At 42.2% G+C, this 15241-nt stretch carries 10 protein-coding genes and 2 pseudogenes; 7 read left to right on the plus strand and 5 right to left on the minus strand.

What is annotated here, in order from left to right:
* Positions 1–377: 377 nt before the first annotated feature.
* Positions 378–2075 carry an IS1634 family transposase gene (locus tag LSG31_RS06855; protein ID WP_347438168.1) on the plus strand — a complete coding sequence of 566 codons (1698 nt, stop codon included), beginning with the start codon at positions 378–380 and terminating at the stop codon, positions 2073–2075.
* Between the two features lie 501 nt (positions 2076–2576).
* On the opposite strand, the gene LSG31_RS06865 is transcribed toward LSG31_RS06855, so the two are convergent.
* The 5 genes from LSG31_RS06865 to LSG31_RS06885 form a co-directional block, all read right to left on the minus strand.
* A complete protein-coding gene (locus tag LSG31_RS06865) occupies positions 2577–3599 on the minus strand; it encodes a tyrosine-type recombinase/integrase (RefSeq protein WP_347438640.1) in 1023 nt (340 codons plus the stop codon).
* Entirely contained in the window at positions 3596–4561 is a 966-nt protein-coding gene (locus LSG31_RS06870; protein WP_347438641.1) for a tyrosine-type recombinase/integrase, read from the minus strand. Before LSG31_RS06870 ends, LSG31_RS06865 begins: the two co-directional genes overlap by 4 nt.
* Before the next feature lie 3 nt (positions 4562–4564).
* Positions 4565–5689 (minus strand): tyrosine-type recombinase/integrase, encoded by a 1125-nt coding sequence (locus LSG31_RS06875; RefSeq protein WP_347438642.1) that lies wholly within the window; start codon positions 5687–5689, stop codon positions 4565–4567.
* 224 nt (positions 5690–5913) lie between these two features.
* A complete protein-coding gene (locus LSG31_RS06880) occupies positions 5914–6675 on the minus strand; it encodes a DDE-type integrase/transposase/recombinase (protein WP_347438643.1) in 762 nt (253 codons plus the stop codon).
* Between the two features lie 111 nt (positions 6676–6786).
* Positions 6787–7695 (minus strand): LysR family transcriptional regulator, encoded by a 909-nt coding sequence (locus LSG31_RS06885; RefSeq protein ID WP_347438644.1) that lies wholly within the window; start codon positions 7693–7695, stop codon positions 6787–6789.
* A gap of 232 nt (positions 7696–7927) precedes the next feature.
* Between LSG31_RS06885 and LSG31_RS06890 the strand changes: the two genes are divergently transcribed.
* The 6 genes and pseudogenes from LSG31_RS06890 to LSG31_RS06915 all read left to right on the plus strand — a co-directional run bounded on the left by LSG31_RS06890 (position 7928) and on the right by LSG31_RS06915 (position 14997).
* Entirely contained in the window at positions 7928–9154 is a 1227-nt protein-coding gene (locus LSG31_RS06890; protein ID WP_347435742.1) for an IS701 family transposase, read from the plus strand.
* Positions 9155–9348: 194 nt separating this feature from the next.
* Positions 9349–10038: pseudogene (locus LSG31_RS06895) on the plus strand (D-cysteine desulfhydrase family protein); the annotation flags it as partial.
* 277 nt (positions 10039–10315) lie between these two features.
* The gene (locus LSG31_RS06900) at positions 10316–11677 is read left to right on the plus strand and encodes an IS1380 family transposase (protein ID WP_347438203.1); all 1362 of its coding nucleotides are present in this window, start codon (positions 10316–10318) and stop codon (positions 11675–11677) included.
* Between the two features lie 252 nt (positions 11678–11929).
* A complete protein-coding gene (locus LSG31_RS06905) occupies positions 11930–13438 on the plus strand; it encodes a transposase (protein WP_347437727.1) in 1509 nt (502 codons plus the stop codon).
* Between the two features lie 17 nt (positions 13439–13455).
* Positions 13456–13791, plus strand: a pseudogene (locus LSG31_RS06910) (pyridoxal-phosphate dependent enzyme); the annotation flags it as partial.
* A gap of 93 nt (positions 13792–13884) precedes the next feature.
* Positions 13885–14997 carry a sodium:solute symporter family protein gene (locus tag LSG31_RS06915; RefSeq protein ID WP_347438645.1) on the plus strand — a complete coding sequence of 371 codons (1113 nt, stop codon included), beginning with the start codon at positions 13885–13887 and terminating at the stop codon, positions 14995–14997.
* Positions 14998–15241 lie beyond the last annotated feature (244 nt).

A 15241-nucleotide genomic window follows, 5' to 3' on the forward strand; every position in this document is an offset into this window, starting at 1 on the left:
TGGCACCCGAATGGGCGCCTATTGGTTTTCAGCAATGTGTTGGGGATTTTGCTCTATTGTTGATATGCTGAAGATCCTCACAAATAATTTCGCCTTAGTTATGACACGATTGTCATATAAAATTCGAAAGGGGAAAGATTTGAGCGCTGCGTAAAAGGATTTCGCCGTTAGACCCTTTACGGTGAACCTTATCACAAATAACAGCAAAAAGTGGGTTTATCAGTGTTAATATCTGTTAAAACGAGTATTTTAACCCACTTTCCGCATGTCGATTTAAGTCGAACTTTCGGAATATTTTGCGGATAAAAGGAAAATAAACGGAAAACCTCGAATCGTTCCTTAAACTTAGACTGGAACCTTTTGAGGAGTTGTTTCAAATGAATCTATCAGATCTTCACATTGAAGTACGAATGGCCAAGTCTGCGCCTATTGTAGCTGGACTCTGTGCAGATTTGCAAATTGCATCCATCATTGATCGATTTGTTGAGTGGGATCCACATCGAACCAAAGTTAGCCCAGGAATTCGTATCGTTGCTTTGATTGTTAACTTTCTCGTACAACGTAAACCACTTTATAAAATTGAGAGATTCTACGCTAATATGGACTGTGAATGGCTGTTTGGTCAAGGTTTTTTAGCAGACGAATTGAATGATGATCGCCTTGCGGCTGCTCTTGATAAGCTTGCAGATGCAGATCCTTGGCGAATTTATCATGAGATCGCTTTAGGTACGCCGGAGGCGCAATTTGATACATTTGATCGGTTGCTCCACTTCGATACAACTTCCATTTCTGTGCAGGGTAGTTACGAGGACTCCGAGTTGGAAGACTCTCCACTTAAAATTGTACGAGGATATAGTAAAGACCTGCGTGCTGACCTGAAACAGTTCATGTATGGACTTGGAAGCATTGGCGGAATTCCATTGTTTGCTGACGTGATGAATGGCAATACGAGTGACAAACCCTGGTACTCCGATTTGACGGGGCGCATCGACAGGTTATTATCTCCTGAGGCTTGGAATTCCATTGTTGTCGTCGCTGATTCCGCATTTGTAACGGAAGAGAATCTGCAAACCTATGAGAAACGTTCGTTTATAAGCCGCCTACCGGATACATACAACCTGTGTAAGCAGCTAAAAGACCGAGCCTTTCAACAGGAGGAGCAGTTTGTAGATCTTGGAGTCTTGGGTAGTGCGAGAAAAAACAGTGCTACGTATCGAATTCAAAGCTTCAAAGAAGAACTCTATGAACGTGCGTATCGGTTTGTGGTTGTCCAAACCTCACATCTGGATGAGCGAAAAGCAAAGCGTTTAATGAAACAAATCGCAGATGAGGCAGAGCAGCTTACCAAGGAAATAGAAAAGCAGCAAGCCATAGAGTTTCATTGCGAACCCGATGCAACCGTAGCACTCACGCAATTTTTGCATGATCACAAGGCGAAGTTTCATCAGATTAACGGCCATGTTCAGTCTGAGAAAGTAGTCAAGCGGCGGCGTGGACGCCCTTCGAAAAACAACACATATGGACAATTAGTAGAGAAAGACATATGGCGAATTTGCATTCAGTTCAACCAGGATGATGAGACCATTGCCCGAACCAAGCAACGAGAAGGGACATTCGTCCTGATTAGTAACGTAGACAAATCAAACAAATCGGATGAAAAGCTAGTAACGGACTACAAAAGTCAGATTCAAGTGGAAAATCTATTTCGTGCGGTGAAGCACCCTTTTCTTATGTATGGCATTTTTCTTAAGAATCCTAAGCGAGTACAGGCGATGGCCTATGTGTTTCTGTTTGCACTTTTGGTTTATGCAATCTTACAACAGCGAATTCGCCGAGGATTGGACACTGAGTCACAACCGCTTATACTAAACGGAGTGAAAATCTTGTCTCCGACAGGGTGGACGATTCTGGAGGAGTTTGAAAATGTAACCCACATCATCGTTCGGCTTCCAGATGGGCAGACCCACCATCGACTAGATGGAATAACCGAAGGTGCGATTCGAATCCTTAGGTGGTTACAATTACAACGTAAATCTTTACTCACTGCAGCTGGATTGCAGGAGCCGACAGGATAGATTAAGAATCACTCATCTGTTTCGGTCTCGTATTCGACATACTTTGACAAAGTAAACCTTAGAATATATATTCACGATGTCATTTTGTCGAATTTTAACAAATGATGTCGTTTGAAAAATCCAATGTTCGACTCCTTTTGACATGCGGAAAATGGGTTGTTATACTGGACTTACTTAATGTTTCTATTTTTTTGTGGACTGGGCGGAGATGCGTTTTCTCTAAAGCGTATACTTCGACCGGTATTTTTTTGGTCGTATGATGTATATTGGCATTGCCCGTACGGGCTAACCAGGCTAAACACTGCTCGTTGAGTTTGTCCACATTCGTGAACTGACGGTGCCGGGCAAAGTTGTGTTTGATATACTTCACTACATTTTCAATTTTGCCTTTCTTACGTAAATCTTTACGTAACAAAGGTTACGTTAAGACTTTCGTTATGTAAAGATTAGCCCCAAAAATGGCGTAATAAACGAAAGCCTTAACAATATTTCATTACATAATTATCTGCGATTGAAACTCTTTAGCCAGTCCTTCAGGTTTGAATCATTATCCCATTCCGCTTCTTCTGAGGGTACGATTTCCTTGCTTGCCGCCTCGATGGCCAGACGTTTATGCATTGCATCTGCCTTTGCATAAATTTCTGTCGTTTTCACGCTTACGTGTCCAAGCAAATCTCGGATGTAAATTAAATCCACACCCGATTCGACCAACCCCATGGCGGTCGTGTGCCTCATTTTATGCGGGCTGAAATGGGCAGGGATCATATCCGGGGCGATTTTTCGCGCCAGTTTTGTATATTTTCCCACAATATAATTAATCCCCTGCCTGGTGAAGGGTTCATTCATGTGGTTTTTAAACAGCCATTCATCCTGCCTCTCCGGTCTGTCGTATTTTCTTTGGACAAGATACTTTTGAATAAATGGGATTGTACTGCTCATTAGCGGTATATATCTACTTTTTTGTCCTTTTCCGTGAACCAAAAGCGTGAAGGGAGCCTGTAACGTCAAATCTTTTACGCGGATCTGAATTAGTTCGCTGACACGAATTCCAGTTGTGTACAGCAGAGATAGGATAACATAATCACGTAGCCCGTTCTGCCGGTTTAAATTTACTCGGTTGATTAATAACGCTACGCCCTCCGTTTTAAGGTAAGAAATTTCCTTTTGTGGCGCTTTCTTAATGGGTATCCCAAGGATCTTCTGGTATTCATTTAGATGTTCGGGAAATTCGTACATAAGGAAGCGAATGAAGCTGTTTAAGGCTGCCTGCCTTTGGTTTCTAGTCGCTATTCCGTTTGCCCGTATTTCCTGAAGCCAATTCAGGTAATCTACCACATTTTTGTAAGTGAGATAAGATATATCCACCTTATCGGCAGAAATTCTATGTTCGTCCTGCATATATGTCAGGAAAAGGATAAAGGAATACCTGTATGAATCCACTGTCTGGGGGGTGCTTCCGCAGGTATTCGGAAGATACTCTGTGAAATATTTGTTCAGATATACGGCAAAATCAGTTCTTTTCATATCCCCGAACCCTCCCCGAACACTTTCTCTATTTTTGATCTGAACTTTTTCTCGATATACGGATAAATGCCCATGGTTAGCCTTACATAACGTTCTGTTGCAAATATCGTTTTATGTCCCAAATAGGTAGACAGGATTGGAAGGGCGACATACATATCCATGCCGGCATCCATCATCTGCTTGAAAGAACGCACGGCCATGGTATGCCTCCAGTCATGGATTCTGGGGCCTTTTCCGCCCCCAAGATAAGGGATTCCAGCCTGTTGAAGGAATAATCGGTGTACCTCATAAATGCCATCCCCATTCATTCTGCCTCCGTTAGAAGTGGTGAAAACATAGTCCCCATCATTTAGCAGATAAAAGCATTTTTCCGCAAACTGCTTCACGAGCGTATGAAGATCGTTCCCTAACACGATATAGCGCTCGCAGTCATTTTTGGTTTCAAAAAGCTTGACAATCCCATTCTCCAAATCTACATCCTGTTTTCGTATTCCTAGGGTCTCATTAATTCTCGTCCCACAGCAATAGAGTAGGCGGAATAGAACCGGGTATTGGATTGCGTCCTTTCGATTTCGGACGGATTCGTAGGCGTCCACTGCGTGGAAGTATCTTCTTATTTCATCCTCTGTATAAATGTAGGGTTGAAATTCTGTCGGTTTAAACTTAATATCCCTGGTAACAAATACATCGTAGCCTTTTCGACTGAGGAACATGAGAAACTGCTTAATTGCATTTACCCGGGAATAATGCGTGGTTGTGGCTTCGGTATCCTTTTTCCGCACCCATTTTACAGCATCCTCAGTAGTGAACACAGGTTCTTTGATCCCCTGCTGGATACAGAAATAATCAAAGTGCCGCAGATTAACACAGAAACTGTTAGCCTTGTAGCCTGAAGACATTTTATAGTTCAGGTAAGAATTTATTTCATCCGCAAAAACAGAGTGGAATACGGGTCTGCTCATTCGCTATGCCTCCCAACTAAAATACGATGAGTGCAGTTCAGGCATGGGAAGGGAGCATTGCCGCAGTTTCTTTACATCGACGGCCAAATATATTTTGGTTGTTTCTGTGCTCTGATGCCCCATGACGGTACTGATAACGGGCATGGATACATTCTTTTTCAGCATGTTGGTCGCAAGGCTGTGGCGCAGGGAATGGGCGCCGTGCTTCTTTGCCTTCCAGTTTTTGATATTCGCCTTGCTCATATATTTCGAAACAATGGAGTGAACGGTTGGGGGTGAAAGTGGTTGTCCTTTTTTTACCGTATCAGCGGCAACAATGATTTCCTCGGCATCTGTTTTCGGACGACCATGCTTTAGATAATCTATGATTGCATTTCCGATGGTTGAAAGAAGGGGAAATTCCACCGGTATATCGGTCTTGCTCTGATTAAAACGAATGACATTGTTATCCCAGTCAATCTGGGTGAACCGGAAACCCACGATATCCTTTGTGCGCCAGCCGTATTCAGCAGCTAAAAGTAAAATCAGGTAATCTCTTTTCCCGATTGCAGACGAACGCTCTACGGATGCAATCATGTTGCTTATTTCTGACTCCTCGTAGGTTGTGGGGAGTTTACAATGCTTTTTATAATTATCGGCAAGGACAAAAATGGAGCAGTCTTTGTTCGTCAGTCCGTTATCAAAGGCATACCGGAGAAAAATCCGTAAGGTTGATCCGCTGTTATGCCTTGAGGCAAGGGAATATCCCATAGATGCGAAAAAGTTTTCTACAATGTCCACATTCAAATCTTCCAAGAGCAAGGCGTGACCATTGAGGAATGTGTGGAATTCGTATAAATACTGTTCCTTATTTCTTATCGTTTCGTCGGATAGACGAAGGATGTTTCTAACATATGAAAGATATAATTCCGTGGTTTTCCCAATCTCACCATGAAAAATTCGTTCAACACTCGGGGTACGGAATTCAAAATCCCCGTCTCTTTGATAAGAAATCAGCATCCGTATTGCCCTGAGTTTCATCCGATTTTTTTCGCTTATGTTGTCCGTCAGGGTATGACTCCCAAAAGCCTCATCGCAGTATGCAAAGCCAGTAGATTCAGAAAAATCTGTATATTGATGTTCTGCCATCCATTGACTCAACTTGTCCCATTCTGTTTTGATTTTCCGGTAATACATACTGCCATACTCACGACTGATCAATTCATCCTCACACAAAGCAACCAGCTTTTTAAAATCCGTTACCATAACCAAACCCTCCCAATATGTTTGGTTATTTCGTAACACGGATGATTGATTATGTAAAGAAATATACAATCCAATACACGAATCTTCTTGGAAGGAAGCCTATTTCTTTACATAACGAAAGTCTTAACGTAACCTTTGCTCTCAGGATCCGCTTTGCGACACATATAAATCCGGAATGCGCGCTCTTCCACGTACTTGGCAAACTCATGAGTTAGAATGAGATCCCCGTGATTTTCACTGGTTAACAACAGATGGTCTTGATCATACACGATCTCTTCCGGCATGCCGCCGTAGAAAGCGAAAGCCTCTTCATGCGCATTCACCACATCCGCCGTAGTAAACGGCCTGTCCTGCCAAAGCGCGTATTTATACCGCGAATGAGACAGTACAAACGTGATGAACCAAAGCTTGACTGTATGCCCCTCTGGATGTCTTAGCTTGGTTTCCCCGAAATCAACTTGCATTTGCCGTCCCATTGGAAGTTCCGCCACTGCTTCATACTGTCGAATTCGCATGACCTTAGGAATTCCATATTCCGATCGTATTCCCCGGACATAGCATCGAACCGTGCTCTCTGCAACTTCCAGGTTCCCATGGTGTTCCTTCAACCAACCCATAATCTGGGCAGCTGATAGATCCGGGTACTCTCGCAACCACCCCACAATCTCGGATTCAAAAGACTCCAATTTTTTCGATCGTGACTCAAGTCTCTCCATTAACGTTTTGTACTCTTCGAGTGACATGTTCCAGAATTTGATGACCGTATTCCGGGACACATTTAGATTCCTTGCCACTTGAGATTTCGTTAATCCCATTTCCTTCTGTTGACGGATATCGAAGTACATAGGCCACCTTTCTTCGTTCCTCATACCGCTTCCTCCTAATGCTAGAATTACCAGCTATATGATAGCTTAATAGGAAGGGTATGGGAAATTTTGCTCATTCTTATTTAGCGAAATCTGTTGATTCTAGTTTATCAGTCACATTCCTTTCTCATTTAAATCTAACTCGCGAGCCCACAGCTGTAGGAAGTCCAGAAATAGCTCAAGAGCCTTCGTCCTGAACTTTGAAGTGTGAGTTACGCAAAAGAAGTCTCTAGAAATCGTGTAGTCCTTAATACGAAGAGCATGTAGAAGATTAAAATTTACTTCCTTTTGGAACACCCACTTGGAAATGATAGATATACCGAGGCCAGCTTGTACTGATTCCTTTATTATTTGGTTACTGCCAAATTCCATTACAGAGATAGGAGAGAAGCCAAGATCTCTAAAAACGCGGTCAATAACTGAACGTGTACCTGAGCCCGATTCTCGGAGAATCCAAGTTTCATCAACTAAATCCCTAATATTTACTTCATCTAAACGAGATAACCAATGTCCCCTTGGTGCAACAATCATCATTTCATCTTGAGCGAAAGGTTGAGTAGTGACTCCTTTTAATTCTATTTTTCCATCGACAATACCTAGGTCTACCTCATGCTGGAGAACCTGTATGCCAATTCGCTTTGAATTCATAATAGTAATTTTCGGAGTAATGAGGGGATACAGGCTTTTAAATTTAGCAACAGCATGTGGTAATAAATATTCTCCAAAAGTATAACCAGAACCTATAGCTAGGTTTCCAACTGCAGTACCAGTTAAATCACTAATTATTCTGTAAGCCGTATAATATTCGCTTACAATATTTTTCCCATGATAATATAGGATTTCTCCTGCTCTTGTTAGCCGAACAGATTTGTTTGTACGGTCGAACAGTTTTGTCTCATATTCGGCTTCCAGAGCCTCGATCTCTCGACTTACAGCAGATTGTGTTAGATGCAATTCCTCTGCAGCGCGAGTGAAACTTCGCTTTTCGGCGACAGTCACAAAAGTCAATAGGAGTCTATCCATACCTACCTCCTCTAATGCTTTATCAATGTTTTCATCTTATAAAATTCAAATACATCTTCTCTAATTTTATATACTTGAGTCTTGCAAAAATTTTGCTGTAGAAATTTGGCGAAGCCTGTCAAATCTTTAGAACCTTTGTCGCATTGAAAAAATAATAAAGGACACCTGTCATCTTTTGCGGAAATTATAAGTTACCACACAAATAATCCCAAAAGAGGAGATGTCCACTTTCATGGTAACTTTGTATTCTGCTATCGTCAAGTTTATTTTGGCAATGCAATTGCAATTTACAGCGCCACAACGGAACCATCTCCTTCACATCATGCAAGGAATTATTTTGTGTGAAGGGCGTAAAACCATTACACAAATTCGAAGCTCTACGAATTCCTATCGTCATCTCAGTTGCATGACGAAATTCTTGAAACACTCACCTTGGTGTGTAAACCGAATGCAAAAACGCCGTATGCAGTTTTTGTTGGAAAAGATCAGGCGTAAGCATTCTAAAAAGGGAGATACCCGATCCATCGTATTCTTGATCATCGATGATACGAGCTGTAAAAAAGATGTTTCTACCAAACATATTGAAGCACTTGATTTTCATTTTTCCCATGATGAAGGGAAAGGTGTGTGGTCCCATTGTTTAGTTACCGCCCATCTTGTTAGCGAAGGGTATTCCTTCGCATGGGATTTCCGACCCTACTTTCGTGAGGGATACTGTAATGTCAACCAAATTCCATTCAAGAGCAAAAATGATTTGGCTCTGGAACTCATTCAAAGCTATGAAGCATCTGATGATGAGTTGGTTTATGTTCTAATGGATAGTTGGTATACCAGCAAGAAAATCATAGATGCATGTAATGCAAAAGGGTTTCACATTATTGCTGCCGTTAAAACCAATCGCAAAATCCGCCCTGCGGGCATTCGAATTCAGATTGCTGAATTTGCAACGAATTATATTCACCAGTCCGATCTCCACTCTGTTACCGTGGGGAATCAGAACATGTACTGGGTATATGAATATGAAGGCCCGCTGGCAGACGTTGAAAATGTTAAAGTCTTGCTCTCCTGGGAAAAGGAATTCGATTCAAGCAAAACACCGTTTTGTATCCTTTGCACAGATCAAACGTTGGATCTCGAAACCATCCTTCGGTATTATCAAGTGCGCTGGAATATTGAAACCGGATATCGATATTTTAAGGAGATGCTAGGCTTTGACCAATATCAATTGCAATCGTTTTATGCCATTCAGCGTTATTGGGCAATTCAATTCTTGGTCTACAATTTTCTTGAATTACAACGAAACGAATGGTCCACTGAGCAGGATCCAATGACGTTAGGGGACGTAGTACGTCGAATTCGAAAGGAATATTTCGGACAAATCGTTACCTACGTCTATCAACAAGCCCTAGCTCAACGACCTCTTTTCGAAGTGTTAGACGAATTGAAACTAAGTGCCTAATTGCTGTTTTTACGAACACACTATACGTGTGCCCATTTTTCGGCCTAATCGGCCCAAAATGCAAGACTCAAGTTATATATTAACAAAACATTCATGAATTTTCATCATCATAGTCATTACTATTATTCGTTTTACTCATTTTAGGCACCAGTATAAAATGAAATCACAGAATTCTCAAAAAAGGAGTGATAACGTTGAATTTAGCTCGTTTCCATCGCCGTAGATATTTGCAAGGTGTGACTCCGATCGAATTTTTACCTAAACTGTCAGAATTACTTGACGGCCCAAAAATTTATATTAAACGTGATGACCTATTAGGCCTAACTGGGGGAGGGAATAAGACTAGAAAGCTGGAATTTCTGATGGCCGATGCATTAGACGAGGGCGCCGATACAATTATTACGTGTGGGGCAGTTCAATCAAATCATTGTCGCCTTACTCTTGCTGCAGCAGTAAAAGAAGGTTTGAAATGCCGGCTTGTATTAGAAGAGCGCGTACCAAATAGCTATAATCCTGATGCAAGCGGAAATAATTTTCTCTTTCGTTTGTTAGGTGTTGAAAAGGTAAGTATCGTCCCCGGTGGTTCAGATATGATAGCGAAGATGCAAGCAGTTGCAGAAGAGGCGTTAGCAGAGGGGAGAAGTCCCTATATAATCCCCGGTGGTGGTTCAAATGAGATAGGTTCAACGGGTTATGTTGCATGTGCAGAGGAGATCATGTCTCAATCGTTCGATTTAGGCATTAACTTCAGTCATGTTGTATGTGCTAGCGGCAGTGGCGGAACACATGCCGGTCTTGTCACCGGACTTTATGGCAATCACAGTGGTGTCTCAGTGGTTGGAATAGATGTCAGTCGTCCAAGAAATATCCAGGAGAATTTAATATACCATGACCTATGCAGTTCATGTAATTAATTGGTTATCATCATAGGACACCGAATAGTCTGAAATATTTCAAAAAATATCATAAAAACTACTTGACTTTTAGAAAATGCCACAATAATCGCGAAGGATACCTTTAATTACCGGGTATATCTTTAGACCTGAATCCGTGAAATTACTTTTATGAAAACAATAGAATAACAGAGATTTAATACGTATAATGGAGAAAACCGAGTTTTTTTCTTACATAAACAAACTTCACCACAGGGGTGTCCATTATATGCCGGTACATTTTGAATTTGAACAATCCAATGAATACCTGACTTCGCATTCGGGACTTGCTGCCATAGGCCAATTGATTGCACAAACCCGATTGACACAACGATTGGATCATACGAAACTCGACGGAGTTCGTTCTCCTGACATTTCCAACGGCGACATCATGTCTTCCTATCTGGGTCTGCTTTGTCAAGGCAAGAACGACTTCGATGCCATCGAGCCTTTCCGTGAAGATGATTTTTTTGCCCTCTCGTTGGACTTGAAATTGGTTCCTTCCAGTCCCACACTGCGTCAGCGTCTTGATATGGCGGGAGCATCGGAAGATGCGGATTGGCAAACGATATTGAAGGAAGAGTCGGCGACGTTATTGAAAACCATCAACGTTCCCCTTACTCCAATTATGATCCGACTGCCCGATGGGACAGAACAACAGTTTCTTCCGCTTGATGTAGATGTTTCGCCCTTTGACAACTCCAAGACCAAAAAGGAAGGCACTTCCCGAACGTACAAGGCGTTTGATGGTTACGCACCCATCTTCGCTTATCTGGCTCGGGAAGGATACAACATGAACGTCGAATTACGGGAAGGCAAGCAACATTGCCAAAATGGGACACCCGCCTTTCTAAGCCAGAGCATTCACTATGCCCGCATGATCACAGAACAGCCTCTATTGGTTCGCCTAGATTCGGGCAATGACAGCAAGGACAATCTTGTCGTGTGCCATGCAGAAGAAACAAAAGCAGACTACATTATCAAACGCAACTTACGCAAGGAATCCCGCGAAGAGTGGCTTACGGTCGCTCAAACCAAAGGAATCTGCTGTGAACAACGGGAAGGGAAAAAGGTGTACATCGGTTCGACTTCCCTTTACGTGAAAGAAATGCAACAGTCGGTTCGTGTCGTATTTCAAGTGACGGAACGTACGATCACCAAAGACGGACAAGTGTTGTTCGTGCCGGAAATTGAAGTCGATACCTATTGGACATCCCTTACCTGTTCCGCTTGGCAAGTCATTGAATTGTATCATGATCACGGAACTAGCGAGCAATTTCACAGCGAAATCAAGACAGATCTTGATATGGAACGGCTGCCGGCAGGCAAATTTAAAACGAATGACGTAATCCTGCATGCGGGTGTATTCGCCTATAATTTGCTACGGATCATCGGCCAACAAAGCTTGCAAACACCATTCTCGCCACTCAAAAAGTCTGTTCAGCGCCGACGGATTCGAACGGTCATTCAAAACATGATTTATCTTGCAGCTCGCTTGGTTCGACACGCTCGTAAATGGAAACTGCGATTTGGCTGTTACTGTCCGTGGTTTCATACGGTCAAGCAAATGTATACGACTGCTTCTTCGTAAAGAGATTTACGACAAGCACGTAGATATCTAATGCCTTCTCAAAAAAATAAGTTTAGAGGGTTTAGTTTGATATTGCCAAAATCCGAGTTTGCCCCAAAAAGCAATAAGTCGAAGAAGATTCACAGTCATAGTAACCAGTAAACCATATGCTATTTTCAATAGTTCAGACAAGAATTAGAGTGTTTATCCATTTCTAAAACATTAACTGAAAAGCTGTCACGGATTCAGGTTTAGATTATAGGTGGGCTTTTCATGTCAGCATTACAAAAACCAAGATTTAAAGAACTCAATCATGGAGAATGTGCAGGAGCACCCATTCTCAAAAGCCTTTGGGATCGCTTTGATTTATCTCTTTTGCTTACTCAATCGGGTATCATGAAACGCAGTGGAGCTCCGTCATGGTTCATTTGCTTTCTCTATGTCGTTGGTCTTGTTTCGAATTGTTCTTCTGTTTTTCAGATAGCTGAGTTGGTCGATAAGGACGCATTACTCAAGGCGATGTTTCAGCCTTGGAAAATAGCTCAATACACGTTAAGCCGCTTTTTCACGAATGGGTTTGCATGGGTGACATTCGCAAAGAAACGTGTCGAGCGGTTGCAGCATGATCCTTTGACCCGACTCACCGATGGGGATGTGGTCAATCTCGATGATACTCACAGTGCGCATCCCTATGCCAAGCAACTTCCGTTTCTCAGTTGGCTCTTTGACCACTCAATGAAAGTCCATGTATGGGCGACAAATCTCGTGGCTCTTCAGGCGGTTCTGAAAAGCGGATTGGAGTATCCATTGTTTTACCGTATCTGGCATAAGCCAGAAGTAAAAGGTGAAGGTATTACCAAACTGGATCTTGCCAGGCAAATGTTATTGATGCTACGTGAATCCGTCACTTGCCATTTGTGGGTAGCAATGGATCGGTGGTACTTGTGTAAAAAATTTTTTACATTTCTTGAAGAAAACAATTTTGATTGGGTGACTAAAGCAAAACGTAACACAACTTTATTCCGCAAAGTTATCGAACCTGGTACCCGTAGGGAACGCTTCGTGCCGCTGACTCCAATCATGCTCATCCGTGAGGTGTTTAAAGACTTAACTCGAAAGGCGACATCCGGGTTGGTCTCTATTTCCGTTCCGGGGATTTACATGAAGCGTCCTTATACTGCTGTGAATCGCAAAGGTAAGCAAGTGACGAAACATAGATATGTTCCAATCGCCGCTGTAGTCGCCATGCGGTTAAAGGAGGATGAACAACTCAATTCGGCTGATGTAGACACCGAAGGTGAGGAGTCACCTGCCACTTATAAAGGTGCATATTTACTTATAAGTAACCGCCACGATGCCCCAAAAGAAGCGTTACAAACATATGTAAAACGCTGGAGGATCGAGGTTTTCTTTCGTACAGCCAAGCAAGAACTGGCTTTCGAGAAGTGCCATTCTGAATCGCAAGCGCACCATCATGCTCATTTCGAATTATTATTCACTGCCGAGACCTTGTTAGCTGTTGCACTTTTTGAATTGAACAAAGAAAAAACGAGCGATGATGAAGGCTACACCCACGGCGAAATGGTTCGCGGCCTCTTCCACACTCGTTGTCAGGTTCGCGTGAATAACCACAGAGGTATTCAGCGAATCTCTATTGATTGTGACACACAAGTGCAGCAATTTGCAAGACTCATTGAATTATTTTGGCCAGAGCATTACTTAATGCTTCTTTGGGCTACGCCCAAACCAGATATTTACCAGTTATTGTCTCGAACTGCATAAGTCATGTAATATACGACCTCGTTAGGCGAACAGCCCATCATGTCGGCGTCGACGAGTTAATCTCACGGTCAGCTGTGAGATGTTTTGATGACTATATAGGGCCAGGTTACTCAATTCCTACATCTGGAATGGTCGAGGCTGTTAATCTTCTAGCCAGAACTGAAGGAATCCTGTTGGATCCTGTATATACTGGTAAGGCTATGGCCGGTTTGATTGATTTAGTTCGAAGCGGCTTTTTCTCCAACGCCGATAACATTCTCTTTGTTCATACGGGTGGCTCACCTGCTTTATACGCATATATACCGGAGATACTATCTGGTTACTCGGTACCAAGTACACAAAATATTCTTTAAGTATATTGTGTACAACAACCCTAATATTTAGATTGGTAATTTGCATAAATAATGGAATGTCTATATTCCGCGACTAAGGAGGGGAGTAACTTTATGAGGCCAATTTTTGTCATAGGAATGGGAATATATGTGATTTTGGTTGTTATACTTAGTATCGTTGCAGGCAGGCGGATTAAGGATGCTAAAGGTTTCTTCTTAGCAGATAAACAACTAGGTTGGTACCTAATTGCTGCAGGTTTAATATCTCAAGCAGTTGGGGGAGGGTCAACAATTGGTTTGGCTGCTGCTGGATATACTTTAGGGATGCAAGCATGGTGGAAGTTGGGTCCAGTCGTACTTGGAGTTCTTATAATGGGGCTTCTGTTGGCACGTCCATTAGCAAATATGCGCCAGATCACACACCCGCAGATTCTAGAAGATCGCTTTTCTAATACTGCACGAACGACTGGGTTAATTTATTATCTTGCTCAAAGTATAAGTTCAGTAGGAGCTCAAATGTTAGCTTTAGGGGCACTGTTATCGTTAGTAACGGGCCTACCAATTCTGATGTCTGCCGCTTTAGCTGGTGTAGTTATGTGTATCTGGGTGATTTTCGGAGGGATGCTAGGTACGGCGTGGGGTGATCTAGTACATTGGTTTATATTTGTGATAGGTCTTATAATTCTAATCCCGTTAACGTTATCACGTGCAGGGGGGCTTAGTCATGTATTGACTGCTCCTGGCCTTAAGCATGGATTTGGGAACATATTTAACATTTCACCTGGTGTTGCAATTGGTTTTGTAATTCTAACTCTTCCGTCAATTTTTGTTCGGCAAGCATATTTTCAGCGTCTATTATCTGAAAAGAGTGCAAAAGACGGATTAGTTGGAACTATAATTGCAACCATAATCATGTTCCCAATTTACTTGCTTATTCCGGTTATCGGCTTATCCGGGCATTACCTCTTTGCTCATATAAAGGCTTCGGAAGTCTTTCCCAGTATCGCAATTAACCTTTTCCCTACAGCATTAGGAGTAATTTTCTTTGCAGCTTTAGCTTCTGCTATCATGAGCTCTGCTGGAGGAGAGTTATTGTCTGCAACTTCAAATGTAACACAGGACATATACGTTCGATTAATAAATCCCTCTTCCTCTGAAAAAACAAAAGTCAGAGTAGCACGGATTGTGGTCGTTTTACTAACGATAGTATCGTTCCTAATGCTGTGAATTTGCACAATAAATCGGCTTAGGATTTGCAAATTATTTAGGTCCCATATCGAAAGATTTTAGGCCCCTTTTTCAGAATAAATTAGCCAATGATTAAAAAATTTGCACGCTTTCGCGGTCTTCTGGCGAGTATTTCATTCCACTATTATCCAATCCATCCTACTTCAACTACACTTTATCCCAATTCCGCTCTTGTTCAAATCGTTCATTCCCTATATACTCGTCTAATACGTGATCAAGTTTG

This window comes from Fodinisporobacter ferrooxydans (genome assembly GCF_022818495.1).
Taxonomy (GTDB): domain Bacteria; phylum Bacillota; class Bacilli; order Tumebacillales; family MYW30-H2; genus Fodinisporobacter; species Fodinisporobacter ferrooxydans.